The sequence below is a fragment of the Pseudomonas sp. B16120 genome, from assembly GCF_044218845.1.
In the GTDB taxonomy this organism is placed as follows: domain Bacteria; phylum Pseudomonadota; class Gammaproteobacteria; order Pseudomonadales; family Pseudomonadaceae; genus Aquipseudomonas; species Aquipseudomonas paracarnis.
In genome coordinates this window covers 2,134,420-2,153,130 of the sequence record NZ_CP162588.1, presented here as the reverse complement: position 1 = coordinate 2,153,130, position 18,711 = coordinate 2,134,420, and the positions used below count along the sequence as shown (strand labels likewise).

Annotated in this window: 9 protein-coding genes; all 9 read right to left on the bottom strand. The window is 54.3% G+C overall.

Features of this window, described 5'->3' with window-relative positions; genetic code table 11:
- Positions 1 to 8: 8 nt before the first annotated feature.
- A complete protein-coding gene (locus tag AB4P90_RS10255) occupies positions 9 to 1,916 on the bottom strand; it encodes a hypothetical protein (protein WP_395605866.1) in 1,908 nt (635 codons plus the stop codon).
- Entirely contained in the window at positions 1,913 to 2,209 is a 297-nt protein-coding gene (locus AB4P90_RS10250; protein ID WP_395605865.1) for a hypothetical protein, read from the bottom strand. The genes AB4P90_RS10255 and AB4P90_RS10250 overlap by 4 nt, the downstream gene beginning before the upstream one ends.
- A protein-coding gene (locus tag AB4P90_RS10245; RefSeq protein ID WP_282374564.1) for an IS3 family transposase occupies positions 2,206 to 3,368 on the bottom strand; the annotation gives its coding sequence in 2 pieces (ribosomal slippage) (positions 2,206 to 3,113 and positions 3,113 to 3,368; 1,164 coding nt in all). Before AB4P90_RS10245 ends, AB4P90_RS10250 begins: the two co-directional genes overlap by 4 nt.
- Before the next feature lie 327 nt (positions 3,369 to 3,695).
- Positions 3,696 to 4,865 (bottom strand): dsDNA nuclease domain-containing protein, encoded by a 1,170-nt coding sequence (locus AB4P90_RS10240; protein ID WP_395605864.1) that lies wholly within the window; start codon positions 4,863 to 4,865, stop codon positions 3,696 to 3,698.
- A gap of 334 nt (positions 4,866 to 5,199) precedes the next feature.
- Entirely contained in the window at positions 5,200 to 5,508 is a 309-nt protein-coding gene (locus AB4P90_RS10235) for a hypothetical protein (RefSeq protein ID WP_395605863.1), read from the bottom strand.
- Positions 5,498 to 5,749: an AVAST type 1 anti-phage system protein Avs1c gene (avs1c, locus tag AB4P90_RS10230; RefSeq protein ID WP_175581887.1), complete on the bottom strand. Its 252-nt coding sequence runs from the start codon at positions 5,747 to 5,749 to the stop codon at positions 5,498 to 5,500. The genes AB4P90_RS10235 and avs1c overlap by 11 nt, the downstream gene beginning before the upstream one ends.
- A 19-nt stretch (positions 5,750 to 5,768) precedes the next feature.
- Positions 5,769 to 11,573, bottom strand: a complete 5,805-nt coding sequence (avs1b, locus tag AB4P90_RS10225) for an AVAST type 1 anti-phage system protease Avs1b (RefSeq protein WP_395605862.1) — start codon at positions 11,571 to 11,573, stop codon at positions 5,769 to 5,771.
- Complete coding sequence (gene avs1a, locus AB4P90_RS10220; protein ID WP_395605861.1) at positions 11,563 to 12,750, bottom strand: AVAST type 1 anti-phage system MBL fold metallo-hydrolase Avs1a; 1,188 nt, start codon at positions 12,748 to 12,750, stop codon at positions 11,563 to 11,565. Before avs1a ends, avs1b begins: the two co-directional genes overlap by 11 nt.
- A 643-nt stretch (positions 12,751 to 13,393) precedes the next feature.
- Complete coding sequence (locus AB4P90_RS10215) at positions 13,394 to 18,679, bottom strand: AAA family ATPase (protein ID WP_395605860.1); 5,286 nt, start codon at positions 18,677 to 18,679, stop codon at positions 13,394 to 13,396.
- Between the last annotated feature and the right edge of the window lie 32 nt (positions 18,680 to 18,711).

The window sequence follows — 18,711 nt, the reverse complement described above, 5'->3', positions numbered from 1 at the left end:
ATGAGGCGTCACCCAACGTAAGGCTTGGTGAGTTTGTTCCTATGAACGCCTTCTAGGCCTTGGAAGGAGGCACCCGTGATGATGACTTGCGCTCCTGCATAAGCTTCTTGGCCCAAAAGGTCGATGAAAGGTTGAACGATAAAGTTCTCTTTGTCCTCGACCGACTCTCCCAGAAAGTCTCCGGGGAGGTCAATAATCATCAAGCCCGGGTAGTGGTACCCAGGCGTGGCACTTAGCGAGAGAAGGCCGTAGTGGTACGACATTAAGAAATACAAAGTGTCCGTCCCGCCCAAGGCAGAGTTCCACCGTCTGGTGCCAACCTTGATGCTGAAGCTTGACCGGGAAAGATTCACGTCTGGTGCGCTGTGCCGCCAGACTTTGGGTTTTAGGGTGTTAAGCGAGTTCAAGTAAGTAGACATACCTGCCGCGAGCATTTCTTCGCCATGACTAAAATCCATCGTACGCATCTTTGCGTCGACCTGATCCTGCAACGGCTCAATGGTAGTTTCCATTTCTTGGATCTGTGCGGTCAGTTGCTCACCCAACTCGAGCGCCCCTTTGAGACGCTGTACTTGGCGCTGCCGCTCGTTTAGCTCACCCATGGACATGTCAATTGCGCGTAGATCCTCGTTGACTAAGGCGGAAACCGCTTGCCGTGCGGGCGCAAGCTCAGTCTCAGCAGCCTTAAGTTGCTCATTGAGTGTCTCGTGCCTACGGGCAAGTCGTATTGCCTCCCGCTCCAAAACATCGAGTAAGCTTTTCGCTTCGTGCACCTCACCGGTGAGCCGATCGTTCTCGAACTGCAGACGTGCAGCGCCCATGCCCTCAACCATCGGGTCGCTCGGCAGATGCTGATGGCACAGATGGCAGTTAACGTCGGCGACAGCTTGAGCCGCGACGGGCTGATCACATGCAGGGCAATGCGTGACTTTCAAGTCGGCAAATACTGCGCCTGCATCTTCTGCACGATGCAGCCGAGCCAGCTCATTATTTAGATCGTCGCGATAGCGCTTCATTTCCTCAAGGCGCTCATTCGTCGCCTTGGCCTGAATAAACAGCTCCTCCCGTTCGATGATGAGAGTCGCCCTTTTTTCGCTCAATGCATCGATGCGACCACGCGACTCTGTCGCAACAACTTTATCCCTCCCATAGGTTAGCGTCCTGTCGCGTTGGACGTGCAGGTCGTCGATTTTCCCAATGATGCGCTCTTCTGCCAGTCGGACCATTTCTGAATTTACTGTCAGATCGAGGCCTTCAGCGGTCAAAAGGTCGCCGGCGAGCTCACTAAGAGTAGCGCCATACTGCTCACGACGCGCTTTGAGTCGCTCAGCAGTGAGCTTCATCTCTACCAACTTTCCATACTCGTCGGTATAGATATGCTCGGCGAGCCCGAGAAACTGCAGCATGCAGGCATGCTGCTCTGCGTCGATCTGCTGATCCGCGATCCCACCCCAGAATCGCTGCTGGCGATAGATGTGGCGCAATAGCATCCGGAAGCTGAGCTCAGGCCACGTTTGGCCCGAGAAGGGATTGCCCTTCGGAAAGTGCAACAACGGAATGCCCAGCTTGTCGAGCAACACATGCTGAAAATCGCGAGGTGACAGCGGCTCGCCATCAACGAATACTTTGCTTTTGCTACCGGGCTCTTTCCAGCGCCTCTCAACATTCAGCGTTTGTTCGCCGATTACAAGCTCGGCGCTGATCGCGTCATATTTCTCGTAGAGCTGCTCATCGAACGTGGACTCAAAGGAAGATGGATCGCCCAACAGATGATCAAGCATCTGCAGCCACTTTGTTTTGCCCGTATTGGGCTGGCCAATCAGTAGATTGACGCCTGGCTGGAAAGTTAGCGCTTCCGTGGTGCCGGTAGTGAGCCGTCGAGACAATCGCGCGATCGAAAGGTAGGGGCCGCTCATGCCTCGATCACCTCGCCGAGACGACGCTGTCCAACTTCTTCATCAAAGACTTTGTAAATCATCTGCTTGAGCGAGGAGCCGCTGCGAGCGCCAAAAGCGCGCTTAACATCCTTCATACGATCCACAATTGGCTCGAAAGATGGAAGACCGAGCAAACGTTTCGCTCGACTTTGCCCGAGTTCGGTCAGGGCGATTTGATATGAGTTCTTCTCTTTAGTCACCGAAATCAATCCCTTTGCTTCCAGATTTGCCAGCACGTGATAGTAGCGCTTGTCCCAAGGTGTAGTGGTCAACTAATCCCGGACACGACGTTAAGTTTTTTCTCGGCCTGAGCCGGCGTTAGCCCGCCATTAAATTGATGAGGCCGTATCCAGTTGTAGCGATGCATCAAATAATGACTGATGTCTCGTTGTGCCTGCTGAACCGACATATAACCCACTGAAGGTATCCACTCGGTTTTCAAGCTGCGAAATACTCGCTCCATCGGCGAGTTGTCGTAGCAATTGCCCCGGCGACTCATGCTCTGGCTGATGCGGTACCGCCACAGACGCTGACGGAAGTGGCGACTTCCATATTGCGATCCCTGATCCGAATGAAACAGCAGCCCTTGAGGCTTCCCGCGTTGCTCATAGGCCATATCCAGTGCTTTGGTGACCAAGTCAGCATCCGGGTTTCCTGATAACGCCCAGCCCACTATCCGGCGAGCATAGAGATCCATAACCACGGCCAGGTAGTGCCATTTCCCTTGCGCCCAGATGTAGGTGATGTCACCGCACCAAACCTTGTTTGGCTCGGGAACATCGAATTTACGATTCAGTGTATTTGGAATGTCAGGCCGCTCGACCGTTGCTTTTTTGTAGGCATGCGAGCCAGGCTGCTTGCTGATCAACCCCAGTTCCCGCATCAAGCCTCGCACCTTGAAACGCCCGATCTGCTCGCCATCATCCTGCATCATCGACACGATACTTCGGCTGCCAGCAGCGTTTCGGCTCTGGGTGAACAGTTCGTTGACTCGACTGCGTAATCGAATTCTCTCAACGCCCGGAGAACGCCGCCTGAGGCGATGGGCGTAGTAAGTCGAACGGGTGATTTCGAACACCTCGCACAAGCAGTCAACAGGTTCATGGGCGCTTAGCTGATGGATCAGTGCGAACGCTCGAGATCTTCCGACATCAAGAGCGCGGTAGCCTTTTTTAATATCGATTTCTCTCGTTCAAGACGGGCGATTCGGGCTTCCAGCTCCTGGATCTTTTGCTGCTCTGGGGTGAGCGCCTTGCTCTGCGGGGTGACGCCTGTGCGTTCCTGCAGAAGCTGACTGACCCAACGGCGCAGGGCCGACTCGCCAATGCCGAGTGAACGACTGGCTTCGATGCAGCTGTAATTTTGTTTGAGTACGAGGTCAGCAGCCTCGCGTTTGAATTCAGCGGAAAAGACACGACGTTGCTTGGTCATCTGACACCTCGATATGGCGAGCATTCTCGCCTAAATGAGTGTCCGGTTTCATTAGACCACTACAAGGACCATAGTGGTGCCGCACCATGGCTGATTCGACAGCGTGGTCGCTCCGCACTGTTCCGACCGACTGATCGCGCGCGACATTGAAGAAGTCTGGGTATCTAACGAAGAAGTCTAGCTTTGCCATCTTAGTCAAACCGTCAATTCGGCCTGCAGTCCCACATAGTTTCAAGAGCAGCAGCAGTCTTGCCATATGAAATTCGATGACGTCGTCGGCCGCTAGCGGCAAGCTCACTGGACGGCTACCCAAACGTTCGAGAGACTTCATCGTAGTGGTCTCCCAAATCGGTGTAAGCATCGATCTGTGATGTCGTACATACATCCCTGTAAGAAGGCCGAACGATCCTGCTCACCGTCAGGCCGTGCTTCGTTCACTTCGTCCAGGCGGTCCAAGCACAGTGAAAGGAACTCCACCCCGTCGATGTCTAGGTGCCCGGCAGAATATCGTGCTCGCAAACGCATCATTTCCGACTTAACCCGCTGTTGGAGCGCAGCCGTTTCGTCCGTTTCCATGTAACGAGGGGTTCGCATCAGCGCGGCATAGTCTCGTCTCAACTCGACAGCAAGCGCTATCATCTCGTCACCGGCACCGATTTCATCGAGCTTGTGTGAGAGTTTGCCCCCACCAGGCGCTGCGGCTCCTTCACGAATTTCTGCCGTACGCCGCTCCCACCAAGCGCAAACTTCAGCGCGCTCGATGATTTTCTTGTCACGATCGGGAATCCATCGCGCCTCTCCAGCCCGTTTTGCCCATTCCCGTAACTCTGTGAGCAACACTTGAGCGTGCTCAGGAAGTAAACAACGACCATCGATGGCAGATAGTTCGATCAATTTGATCAGATTTGCATTGGCGATGTTGCTTTGGTCGTTTCGAATGTCCCAGACGCAATTTTCAATCCAAAACTGCGTATCGTTGCCCTTCGGCGACTTGGCGTCAGGGTGGTACTCGGAAATTGCGGCCCGCAGCGTAACTACTGCATTCCCATCTGATTCTCGTCCGAGCGAGCCGAGCGGATATGTCAAAACGCGAAGTGGAGGCGCCACAGGCCGATGGGTGACCAGCCGAAACAGAGAAGGTAGATCGTGCCGGTCACGAGCTAGCGAAACCTCAAAAATCGAAGTCCCTAAGCCCTTCTTGCGAGTACAAAGATTGGCTACGGACCATAGCTGGTCCAACTGGTTACCTTTGACCTGGACAAACTCGGCAAAGAGAGCCCCATCGATGCATCGAACTATTAGAATGTCATCGTGCGATTCGCAATGAACCTTTACGACAGCTGAGGAGCGCAGCATCTCAATGAGAAACCCAACGGCAACTTCGTCCTGATAACTGAAGCCAGCTCTGGCAATTGGGCCTCCCTCTTCTTGTGGAGGGATTTCGTCGATAGATGGCCAGACAATGGGCCCGGGCAGGGTATCGTCAATAACGGTCATCAATTCTTTCCATTTTTTGCCCTTCCCTGGATGCCGCTCGATACGTTACGCCAACTTAACGCTTGAGGGCCGTTTCGGCTGTACAGGAGTGTGCCTGTGTGAGCCCTAGCCTCGCAAGGGGTTGACCGCCAGAAAAGAAAGACATGAGGCGGTCACGGTTCTCAGCGCGGAATCTGGCAGAGTGAAACTGGCTAAACCGACTCAGGGCGGTGAGCGACCTTAGATTTTATAGACTCTCACGGAAAATCATTACATACGTCTGTGCCGACTGATCAAAATCCAAGGCGAAAGCTCGTTCAATACCTATTCGGACAAATTTTGCCCCATTGGTTCGCTAGCTGGGAAAATGTTTGGCATAGCAATCAATCAGGGCTGACGCCTGAATTACCTCGCGAAATGCGATCTGGTCTTCAATGTCTAACGAGGGCAGCATATGGATAAGCTGATCATCGGCATACAACCTCAGCACTGCTTCCGGCTCAAGCCCATTGCTGATACGGCCAGTAATCCTCTGAGCCATCTCGATAGCCGCGCCGATCATCACGTCGGCGAGCTGCACGGCGGGGCTATTTGATGTAATCCTTTTATGGCAAGCCGTTATGATCATCTCGTATGAATTGTGAATGGTGGGTTCAATCTTCATCGGAATCAAATGAGGGGGCGAACGTTGGCATTTGATGAGCCATATTCGCTTGCAAGCGAGCAGACTCGTCAATACTGAGGAAATCGACCCTGCCATTGGGCAGATATCTGACCCGAGAGATGCTGTCATACCCCCCTACTCCTTCGACAAAGCGCATACGGCCGGTTCGGCACATTTCTACCAGGACTCCCATCCGCTCCTCAAAATCAGCCCGGGTTTCTGGCGTATCAAAAGTAGCCATAATTTAAATCTCCTTTCTCTCAAGACTTCATTACTGCCCAGACTTTTCCATTCAGCCGAAGCTCCCAGCCGATATTCCACCCAGGCGGAAGTGTCAAAGCACCTTCATGAATGGAAAGCATGGCCGCCTCACAGCGACGACTGCCCCCGTTCGCCGCGACCGTACTGCCATCACGCCAGTGATAGCGAACGGTGGCTGACTCACTGACACCGATCAACTGAAGAAATTTGCGCGTCGGTACGGAAGGCGTGCGCGACGCAAAATAGGCCGCTGTAGGCCGAGCGCGAACGCAAATTGCCATCTGCCCGTCAGGCGCCTGTGGCGCATCCTGGTTGGCCTTGAACCCCTCAAGCGATACGAAAGGTGACTGCCGAGGATCGGGTGAGCGGAGATGGGCCAGCAGCTCAACGGTGACAATTTTCCCATTCAATTCGATCACACATTGCACGTCGAGAAAAACTAAACCCTGACTGAATGGCCGAAAGCCCTTTAGCGAGCGCATCTTGAGCGATGCAATAAGGTCAGAGAGAAACTGATGACCATTCGGAGGTGCTGCACAATGGTTAGGGTTATGGCACCGTAACAGCTCTTCGATGACGTGCAACTGCTCGCGGGACGTGGATTGGTAAAGGCCGAGATTGAACGCATAACGGACTTTGTTCGCCCAGCGGCCCGTCGGGATTTGTTCCGGCTCTCTGAAGTTTTCTGCAACACGCTGCTCCAAGAGATGTGTGACCTCCGTCGACAGCGGCGAGCAGAGTTGCGCCAGCACCTCTTCAGTTTTGTTCCGCGTGCTTGCCGTAATCAGACCTAGCCTTGCCAATGTAGCCCACTGCGAACGCAGCCCCTGTGGGAAGTGGCTCGGCGGAGCGATCGGATCGTCAGACGGCTCAGTGGCTTGCTGGTCTAGGACGGTATTTAGAGTGGTCTGTGCGGCCTGCGCGGTGGTGCTATCCTGCTCTGCGGCACGATCAACGATCCTGGAAAGAATGGCCAGGCGCGATACGTGTCGACATTCGACGAGCAGCATAGCTAGATCGAGATGCGGAGCAAGGCGCTCCCACAAGGCCACAGGATTGCGGCGGGACAATACGTCCAAGACTGCTGCCGCGAGATCGGCCCGATTGTGTGAATCCATCGAAAACGCCAGCCGTATAACGGGAACAAAATAGGTCTCTCCCGTGCTCACTAACCAAAGCAACATAGCTGCCGCGCTATCCCGCCGCTCCCAAGATGGATGATCGAGCGTCCACAAGAAAAAATCGAATAACGCTACCTCTACACTCGTGGTTGCGCCTTCCAGATACTCAAATTCCTGCGTCGCGTTTTCTCCGACCATGTGGCCGACGTGCTCGATAGCATGGTGGAGTAGCGTGCATTGTTGATCCGCGTTCAGCTTGCTGGCCACCTTATCGATCATGTGCGACGCAATCAGCCAACGTCGAACATGGCGTTCTTCTAGCGCCAGGGGACCATACAGTCTGGCTAAGGCGTCAGCCTCTGGAACCGCGTCTTGTATTATTTTTTCTGCGGCTGATCCGGTGTGGTTGCTCGTCCAGACGGACCAGCCGCCATCCTGCAGTGTCTGCAATACGCGAACCGCTGCTTTGACTGCCGCGGTAGTGTTACCCCTACGCTTGAGCGTTAGCGCGGTTTGCAACTCGACGCGCGCCTGCTCATCAAACGAGAACTTTCCAAAAAGCCCGGGCTGGTAAAGCGACTCCTCCACCGAGGTGTCGCCAACAGATTCTGCCTTTGACTCCGACTCAGGTTCAGCCGATGTGGGCTGAGCAGTGGCGGTGGCACGACTGGAGCTGTCTGTGAACTGCTCAAAGGGTTCAGGTCCTGCGCTCGTCTCAATAATCGCAAGCACAGGCTCAAAAATAGCTGTATGTGTCGTCGGTAAGGCAGCAACCAAGGCTCGTAGCAGGCGGAGCGATCGTTCGGCATTCATATTCTGCGAGATAGTTCGGACGCGCCCCTCCGCCCACTTTAGGTCATCAGAGCCGACAACCATGGCGCTAATTAACCGGGCATAGTGCATCCCCCAATCGTCAAGATGACGGTCATCACCACTTTGAAAGACCTCCAACAAAGCCCAGTACAACCGCCAATCTAGACTATCGGGCGTTTCCCATAACAGCGAGAGTAATGCGGCCTGCTCTTCAAGCGCACCTCCCGGGAAATGCATGCCGGTCAACGGCGCCACCCGATCCAAGCCCCCTGCTGCCGCTTGTTCATAAAGTTGGGGCGACGTTCCACATGTTTGGTGCTTGAAGTAATCAACAGCCTGGCTGTACAGGGCTCGTCGGCATAGTTGAGCTATGAAGTTGCCCTTATCTGCCCGCACATAGCGCTGGAATGTCATCTCCCCGCTTGCACGTTCAAGATACGCAGCAATTTGCTGCAGTGAGGCGGTCGGTATCAATGTAGCCGCTGGCAGCGCTGCCAGCGTGCTGGACATGAGCGAAAGCTGGTCCTCCTTATACCAACTGGGCCCCATGGAGAAGCGCAACACCGTCTGATAAGTTTTGACCGCCTCTTCCTCCGCGTCCAGTCGCTTCAGTAATGGGACAATACGCAGTAATTCAGGAATGAGCTCGTAGCGGTTCTCGACGTTTGTCTGGACGAAATCACGCCACCGGATTAGCAAGTCAAACAGCGCATCGGCGATAGTCGGTTGCAGCTCCATGGTCATGAACTGATCCGCCACCATGGCCAATGTTTGTCGAAACCCTTCGTTGTATAGGCCCAGTTGCTCGGCAAACCCCTGCTTGAGTACCGTTAACAACTGGCCGACGAATTGTGGCAGGCATTCCACCAGCAGTTTTGCCAATCGCTGGAACAGCGCAGGGAAAATGGATTCCGGTATGGCATAGGCGTGCTGCCAGTGCATGCGCTCACTCAAAGGACGCGTCATGTTCGGCAGAACGCGGTCCGATAAGTACGACCACACCTGACCCAGTACTTGCGCGTCATTAATGGCTTTTGCTCGGCGGGCGGTGCCATCCGCCCAGGCGACGGAAGCCACCAGCGAGCGTAACCACGCCTCCCAGTCGGCCCCAACCTCTGAGCCAATCGCCGGTTCCTGATAGCTTTCATTGAGAAAGTCCGCTGCCCGCCACAGCTCGTACGATTCTAGGAATCCCGTAAGGTCCGGTCGTGCGCGATTGGACGAATACAACATCAATGGCTGGACTTTGGTGAGAGTGGGACCCCCACACTTGCGAATGAGCTGCGGTGATGCCCCGCTTTCAATCAAAGTATTGACTGTGCTTAAAGATAATTCGGTAGGTTGGTCGAGCCGTTGACTAGCCTCGTCCAGATCACTGAGCAATGGTCCAACCATGCTTGCAGACAAGGGTATGCCATACAGATGCGAATTGATTCTGGCATGATTGAGCACGCCGAGCAGTGTCGAGACCACTGCCTCAGGCGGAATAGCTGTCAAAGGCAATCGCGCAATCGGGGTATACAGTCCTTCCAGGCATAACTTTGCCCCGTAGAAACTGCCGCCCAGATTGGCGATAACCTCGCCCAAGTCGATCTCACCGAAAGCCTCAGGGACAGCGCGGACCTGTCGTATCGCCGCTGCTAAGATAGGGTTTACGGGTGGTTCGCCACCAGCGGCGCTTTCCAATGCCAATCCATGCAGGCGCAGCATTACGGTCTGGAGAAACACATCCGTTTCAATGCTGCCTGTCGCTTGAAAATCTTCAAAAACCGAATCCAATGATTGATGCATTGCGTCAATCAGCTGCATGGCTTGCGCTGTACTGCCCATCCGAATCAAAGCATGAACGACTGCACAAGTACCGAGGGGAGGAGCAACAAGACGACCATTGCGAATCAGATGGCGCAGCGCCTGGTCGGTATGCCCGAGCGCGCACAAGGCCAAGGCCACTTGTTCAGCGGCTTGGGTAAACAGGGTGTTGTAACGAAAGGTCAGGCGTTGCGACAACAGCAGCAAGCGAATCGTATCTTGGGCCGCACCGATCTGAGTCGCTGCGGTAAGCGTAGCCTCAATGTCTCCCAAGAGTACGTCCGGTTCGGCACCGAGCGTGACCGAGGTGTCCACCCAGGTTTGTTGGCAGTGCTGGATTGCCTGTTTTTGCCCCACTGTGCCGCCCAACAACCCGTGGTAAACCCGATTCAGCTGACCATAGTCTCCGCTCTGGACCAAGTAGCAAAACTCGGCCAGCCGTTCTTGTAGACGCTCCCCAACCGTAGAGGTTTTATGCTTGATGAACTCTGAAAACGAAGCATGGTAAATCTCGGTATTTCCCGCTTCAGAAAACAGATGACGGATTCTCGCGAGCGTGGGGACATATACCATGCTCTCGGCTGGTTCCAGCATCGCGACCAGGTCCTTGGTGGGGAGTCCCCAGCGTAGGCGCGCCACAAGCCCCAGCAAATTCACCGCATCCTGGTCGGTGAGCAACTGTCCCCACAAGGTTTCATAGTAGTCTTCAATGGTGCCGCTGAATGCCGGCATCTGGATAATATCGGCTTCGCTTGCCCCGTCGTTCACCATATCAGTAAGGTAGCGCAGGTACAGCGGATGCCCTTTTGCCCGGTCACACAACAGGCTAACTAGCTTTGAAGTTGCTACGGTCGGGTCGAGTAACTCTGTACACAGCTCTTGTTGACTGTCTTGCCCCAGTGCGGGCAAGGTCAAACGAGCAGCACCCTGTAACAAACCGCCCATGCTCGCTGCATGTACATCCAAGCCGGCGACGGTTATGACAATCACCAACCCAGTCGGTAACGTTGGTGGTATTAGCGCGACGAGTCGTTGAAGAGCGTCCGTGCCGACGCTAGCGGCTTCGTTCAGACCGTCGATAAAAATGACACCGACCTTGCCCACTGCCGCTTGGCGGTGTGCCAGATCCTGGATTCGTTTATGGCTGGTTCGGATCAGCTCTGGATAAGAGAGCTCCTGCAAACGCGCCGGTTTTCCGCTCACCGCACTCGACCACAGTGAATTGATCCAATCAAAAAATACTTCCGGCTGGGCCTGATGCGCCGGAGTGATCCCACGCCCCCGCTCAGATAGCGCGTATATCCCCAACACTTCGAGCGACTTACTAACAGGTTCAAATTGCCGGCAGTAGGTTGACTTGCCGATACCATGGGCCCCCTCCATGACCAAGTAACCGTTCTCGAGTGTGGCCAAGCGTTCTTCAAGCAATCGGTCGAATTCGGGTCGAGTACCAAAAGGCATACGTTGTGCCTCAACTGAGGCAACGTCTGCCAGTACACCATTGGCTTCGAGGAAAGGAGATAGCTGGTGGAAGCTTATTGCCGCGAGCGCAGTGTTGACGCTTACGCGTAACATTCCGCGGCACTCCCCTTCGACCATCAACGCCGCGCCAGAGAGACCACCATAATCTGTCAGGTGGGTGTCCGCGCTGACTGATAGATCTAGATCGACCCCATGGACGAGTTCGTCTAATGCTTGCTGGATCCCGCCGTTGAGTAAGTGGCCCAAGTTAAGCTTGTGCACGGCATAGCCGAATGCGGACCATTTTTCACCGCCCCTGAGCCGCCGGGTGCTGATTACAAGTGGTTCAAATGGATGCTCGATAGGTAGACGGAGAAGGCAGATATCCAGGTCTGCATCTTGAGCCTGAACCGTCACGTTATGCTGCAACGATGCGTCGCCGGAGCCAAACTGAACGATGATGTCTGCGCCTGAAGCTACAGCCGCCTCAACGCAGTGAAAGGCCGTTAATACGAGTGAGGGGGTAATAAGCCAGCCGGTGCCTTCTTCGTGGGCATTGCTGACACGGCAAGTTGCTTGTTTTACCACTTCATCCGCCACAGTTGACGTCTCCTAATTGAATCCATTCATCCTTGACGACGTGAACACTGAAGCGCGCCCCGGATTGTGATGAGTGACTCCGCAGCCGTTGCACGGATGCGGTTTCGTAATTGAAATAGAGCTTGCGCTCAAAAGTCGCAGGTCGATCTACGATCGCTGCCAAGACTTCGAAGTCTGGATGACAGTGCCTGCTTCCGTTGGAGGAAACGAGGTAGCAAGGCGCATCGATCAACGCGAGGAGTTCCGGACTGGTATTACAGAGGCTCCCGTGGTGAGCGACTTTAATCGCACTGAACATCAAGCCCTGAGCGCCCGGGTAGTGTCGTTGCAATGCCTCGACAACTTCTTCGGCCCAAGCGTCGCCCAATAGGAGCACACAAGCCGAGCCAGCAGAAAGCACCAACACAATGGAGCTGCCATTGGCTCTTGCCGTATCCGGTGTGTAGGCATCGGCGAGGGTTCGATCGCGCCGAGCAGCAATGGGGCGAACACTGGGTACGCGCGATTGTTGCGCTGCATGGCTGCACCACATCTCGTAAGCGTCGTCTACTAAATCGTTGCTCAAAGGCTTACCCCGGTAGCCCAACCGACGCATCTCTAGTAACCACAGTTTACTTAGGGCTTCCAATCGCTCAAGGGTAGGCCCCAGTACTTCCAGTTGCACCTGGTTGCCCAAGGTGTAAGGAGCACAACGGTTATCGATCGAGCGAGAGCCATCACTATGATTCCAATGGTAGCCCTTGGATCTGAGAAGCTTAGCCAAGGAGCTTCCTTGGCTCGCCCCGATAGGATTAGGGGAAAGCGCCGGCGGCACAGGAAAACCGCGGCGTTTAAAGGCCTGTAGAACGCCAGCATGATCGCCCAGGTCTGGTCCATCAGACGTGTACGGCACCGAACGCAGACTATTGTGCCAGACAGCGTCAACCTCGATCCTACGAGAACCGGGATCACCGTTATCGTCGAAGAAGGCCAACAACCCACCGATGTGATCTGCGTCGATGTGACTGCAGACCACCAGACTAAGACGCTCTCCCCGCTCCGCAAGCATGGTCAAGTCGGGGGAAATGCAAGACGTGTAGGTGCTGGCATAACCTCCATCAATCAGAACGTACTGACCGTTAGCATTGATCAAAAAGGCATCGCCGTTTTTGGCCGGATACATCTTCAACTCAAGCATAAGCGGGGCAACCAGTGGCCAGACCAATAGCAGAAGTGAATTGCGAACTACGCCAGACATACAGGGAGTGGGCCCGCCTTTTAGCGCAAGCCACCCTTACGTAAAATCGGCGGCCTGCGTTTTCTAGCCACTTAACGTCTGTTTTCTCATTTCCTTTGGGAAATGTGCTGCCCTCTAAACCAACCGCGGTCACCGCCTGAAATTGCTGCTTCCTGAAACGCTTGATAGTGATGCGACGCAAATGCATACGTCATCTTCCTTGTTCGACGTGATCGCACCGTGATATCAGATTTATCGATCCACCACAATCAATGCCCCCTGGACATCACGGGTGTAGCGTTGCTGTTCGCCGGGCGTTTGCCCGGATTGCAGGTGATTATCCGGCAGCCGGTGATGTTGCGTCGCCACCCCCAGGAGGCCGTCCGGGAGAATGAACGCAATAGCTTAGGGATTAACCTCGCACGAGGCCTCGCGGCACAGCAGTGAATGCAACAACCAACCCTGCGGCTGAAGCTCGTTTGGTCCGTCCTAGAGTGAAGCGAAATCGAATGAGCTTAGGTAACTCACTAGATTTACTCTGGGAGCAAGCGAACTTGAACTGATCGGACACGGGCGGAGCCTTCACTTTGTTGGCGACACACAGTCAGCAATTTTTGCGTACAGCTCTGAACGCTTCACTTTGCTCTAAGGCACAACTGCGACGGTCACCTAGATCGATCAACGCGTCGAGTATACGCAGCAAGCCAAGCGACTGGCTCTGATCGAGAGGGAAGTACCTGTCGGCGAGGCGCTGTACAACAGCAGCAATACGTGCTGGTAGTGTAGAGCCCGTCCAGCTTCCGTGGGCCCGCTCAAGGGATTCAAGTGCAGCTGACACCTGATGGATGAACGCATCCAAAGGATAGACATCTGCAGCTCGTTCACAAAGGCTCAAAAACTTACCCATTACATACGACGACCAACCGATGGAGGACATGATTTTAGTAATCAATGGCATGACTGCCTCGATTTCTGACCAGTTGCCGTTCGCGAATCGATTCGCACCTGGCTTATCCTCTGTCGCTACAAACAGCAACGCATCGATGAGTCGTGACAACGCATTATCGTGGACAGAACCATCATTTCGTTTTGAAAACGCCCGATCACTGATCAGCCTTTCAGTACACATGTATAACAACGGCAAAGTGCTCGAGGGAATGACGGGAGCACCTACAATATGGCGGATCGTCAAGGATTGAGCGATACGGCTTAGCATTTGAAGTGCATTCCGCTCTGGCACTAAGAACGGCCTTAAGCAGGAATCGATGAACCATCGCTCTTCGACTAGTGGTGCTGAGCGAGCAAACAAATCACCGAGTGAGGTATGCCAGTCGTACTCCTCTGGGTGATGTTCTTTCCCTCCTTCAGGCATGGGTGGAACCAGCCTCGAAGCCGTCCATGCTGCGAGGTCATCAAGCGCCGACTGCCAAAAATCCCCATACACATCTGAAGAGCACCACCGTTCAACGGGGAAGTACTTAAAGATTCCCGCGGCAAAATGCCAGTCAAAGAATGGGTCAGGATCACGCAGGACCTGATCGCCCTCCTTACCCATAGCCTCTGATAACTGCTCCCAGGGCTTTGGCATACTTGGGAACTGAGTAGGATGTGCCTCAGAAAGCGCTTCATGGGCGAGCAGCAGAGACTGATCACGATTGATGCGGTCTCTGGAATGGTCGTGGCCACCTTTGGGTGTCCAGGACGAGCGCCAACGAACGGCCATCCGCATGGCTAACTGGGCAGACACCCAATTTACTGCCAGGTCAGGATCTTGGAACAATCCTGAAAAAGCCAGAGCCGAAACACCCTCCAGCGGATGAGAGGTCAGATCGATTAACGCTGTAACGGCATCGACATCCAGGCTATCGGTTTGCCTTTTATGCACCAACGCCACAATTAGGTGGTTAAACGGATGCCATGAAACCTGCGAGCCATTGAGAGGGCGCTCCCGCATATTCCAGACGCGCCCCATGACCTCCCAAGCCCACTCAAGCTCCCCGCTCTCCTCTGAGCCAAGCCGTATGACGCATGCGGCAATGCAGGAAATCGCACTCTGCACCGCATGATCACCTACGTCGTAACGCACCTCAAACATCTCATCGGTGTCATATTGTTTGGCAAATGCAATCGCGCGCTCCAGATTTAAGCGAGGCTGTAACGCATTTTGCTCGAGTGATCGGGTTGCCCAATCAAGTACGCTCGATGCGTGAAGAAACGCCGTCGTCTCCTCCAGTCTTATCTGATGCTCTGTATCCAATGGCACTGGTGACTCATACAAAATTTCGGTAAGGCCCGATTGTGTTGGAACTGCTCGGTAGTTATCACTATCACCTTGTCCCGCCCACAGCACTGCTAACTCCATCAAGCGCTTGGTGGTGAGAGCATCATTAGCGTCTTCTTCAAATTCGAAAGGGAGCGCGGTTGGGAATGCGGCGAGGGCAACCCGAAAACGATCACGTAACTGATCATTACCCGTCATCGCAAAAGCTGCTGCGAGTTGCCGCACATTACGTTTCCGACTATTCCGTGCTTTCAAAAAAGCTTGGGCTTGGGCTTTGTCCCCCATCAACCTTGATTCCAGGCCGAGTCCAAAAATGTCGATGTCCAAGGTAGGCGTTTGGACCACCCTTTTTAGGTCATGCTGCCAGAGCCTTTGGCAGCCTACCAATACCAACGTGGTTTCGGACACATGAAGCGATTCAAGTGCAATAACCAGGGCCAATCCAAGAGCAGCGATACCATCTGAGTTTTCTACGATCAGCCGGATGATTTCGTCTGTCGGCCGGCCATGTTCAAGTTGTTGGAATGCCCAATAGCTAAGCGCCAAGTATGCACATTCGAGCGGGGCGGCGCCTAATTGGCCCTGAGACCAGCTGTAGACTGGCCAATCGCCCCAAAAAGCCTGCACGCCCCAAGGAAATTCCAGTATGACTGGCACGGGAGTCTTCAGGTCATCCCGGAGTGCATGAACCTGCCGCCAACCCTTCACTGCGTGGTTGGACATATCGTTTATGAGCCCGAGAGCTTGATCAGGGGCGTGGGCAAATAGGCTGGCAAACGGCTCGTGCAGAGCCGAGGGATCAGAGTAGTAGCGGTGGTATTTTCTGATGCCTGACTCATCGATCTTCGGAAGCTGTTGGCCCAAGGAGTGAAACACATGGCCCAGCAGTTGCTGTTGCTTAGGAGATCGTTCTTCTTCAGGAATTGCGCGTATGGCTTTCCTGCGCTCGGCGCTCCTTCGACTTTCCTCTTCCTCGCGTGCAAAGCGATCACCAGGCAACTCGTCCAGCAACTCTGCTTTGGCTAGTTTAACGACGGCCTCTGGATTAACGGACGCCATAACGTGTGTGTATGCCATTAGCGTACTGTATGCATCATCTCGTAAGTGCTCGGTATCCGCTGCGCGCGTGTAAAGCTCAACGGCTGCATGAGGGAATGCAGCTGCACTTCGTAGGATAGCGCGGCGAAGAGAAACGGCGAGCTGATTGATGGCGTCACGGCCAAGATCGACCCATTTCCGGTGATTTGAATCAGCACGGTTCGAGTTTTCAAGATGCAGCAGCCAATTGCTACTCTGAGCCACGATACCGCGGGTGCGCTTGTTGCCGTGGTTGGCCCACATGTTCAGCCATACTTCAAAAACATCCACCACACATGGAATCAGGCGACCGGGCAATGTATCGGCAACTGATAACAACCAATCTATGAGCCGGCCCCAGCTTCTGACATCCGAAGGCCAACCCAGAAGGTGCGCAATACGTATGGAGTCCTCCCCGTCCTCAACACCTCCAGCACGCTCTAATACCACGGGGTTGGGAATAGTGTGCTCCGCCTGAAACCACACTAAAAGCTTTTCTAAGAGTTGGAAATCAACCTTCTGCATGGCAGAAGTGAATTCTGCTTGTGTGCCTTCTGCAATGAAGGCTGCGGTGAAAGGGGGCGCGGTCAGCCAGACTCTTCGCCATTGCGGCCTCAGTGGCCTGCTCTCCAGCAAACGATATCCTTGCGTCCATTGTCCCGGAACACCCAGGCTCCGCTGGGCGAGTAATCCCACCACTCGACCGAGTAAGGGGGGCTCGCCGGCTTCACCGATCGCGCCGTGCCAATCAGGGCCAAGATCGATTAACAATTGATAAAACGCCCACTCAAAGAAAATATCGTGGGTAAAAGAGACGGCCGCTCCATCATCATGGTCGCGAACAATGAGGTCAGCCTTGAGCGAGGCTAGCTGGGACACGGTACTAGGCTCTAATCTGCGAAGCCGAACACTTTTACCCAACTCTCCTACACCTTTCTCCGCGAGATCGAGGATGGCGCGTCGCCTTACGTAAGCGGAATCGGGTGATGCATCGTAGCCTGCACGGGACCACCAGGCTGCGATCAGATCAATTTCTGTCTGCAGCGCTGAGCCTTGAATTGTTGCGCTGTTTCTCGCTAGTACTGCGGCGAAAAAAGGCCGCCGTGCAATTTCCTTCACCGCAGATGAGTTACTTAGCAGCGAACGGAGTGCTGGAATTTGGTCCGCCAGCCTATCGGCTTCCGCATCCGAAAAGGGTTCTACAAAGACATCGCCAATCCCGTCATCGTGATAGAAACTGCTTGGAAACCATGCTCGGTACGGTTCTAACCCTTGGTCCCGAGATGTTGCTAAGACTCTCCAATTGCTGAGGGTCTCATGGGTTTCAATGACCCTCAGCAGATCAATGATGATGCCCTTACGATCCAAAGGGACGCGATCAATGCCGTCGATAAACAGGATCGGTGTACCTGTGCTCCCGATTTCAGCAAGGATTTCTTCTGCGGCATGCCTTAGGCCCAAGGTTGCGGAGAATGCTGACCAGCTATTTCCGAACAATCGGTCAGACTTGATGAATAGGCATGGTCCCTTCGCGGAGGCAGTCTTAACGAACTGCTTTAAAACCACCGATTTCCCGCAACCAGGCAAGCCCGTTAGATTTACCAGCCGAAACTTCTTTAGATGTGCAGCAACTTCCTTGGCAACACTGGGTCGCTCGACGTGGTAACTGCCAACATCCTCCAGGATGTCAGCCATGCCGTCCGTAGAATACCGTTGAATCAGGTCAAGGTCCGCGACATAGCTGGGAGCGCACCGGAGTGGCACTGCGCCCCGCAACTGCTGAACAAGTGTCGTTCGCGTCCATTTTCTAGCCTGCCCAGCCCCATCGCTTGCGATCTGGCATAACCGATTGAACAACAACTCTGCAAGCCCTTCCTGATCGCTAGCGATCACCCCTTTCAACTGGGTGATTACGGCGCCACGATAAATGCCGCCCTCACCGAGCCCGTCAATACGCAGCGCTACAAGGTGTTGATAGAAGTCCTTTTCTTCGTTCTTTGTCTGTGTCTCAGTCAACGGCTGCAGTTCTGTCCGCAAAGAACGCTCTGAAGCGGCCGCAGTTCCCCCGACCTCGAAGCGCCTAGCAAAATCTTTTCCAAAGACATCTGCGCGGGCCCAGTCAATCAACCGGTTGATCGAACGGTAACTCGCCACCGCAACATGCTCGGTCACAAAGCCATAGGCATCGCGGCCGACCTGGAAAGTCGGCAGCCGCCGGGTAGCGGCAGCGGCAGTCATAGTGCTGAGAAAATCTGAATTGCTAGCCGCCGCAGTGAGCCGCAACGAACGTTTTACTTGCAGGCCGAGCACTCGCTTACCGGCTTCGTCCTTCATCTCCACGATAAGATCATCCATCGGATGATCGGCCGCCTGCTGTACCGCAACGGACCTGACCACCCCGGTACATCCCGCCGCATGTCCTTCGAGCAGTAGCGCCACGAGGTAGTAGGCCACTACTTGGTCTTCGTAGTTGAATCCTGCCCCACCAGTCAGTTCCGTGGAGGTGGATTGGCTTCTGCTACCTGCAGTCATGAAGAGTCCTTTCGATTTTGAATTCTTTGGGT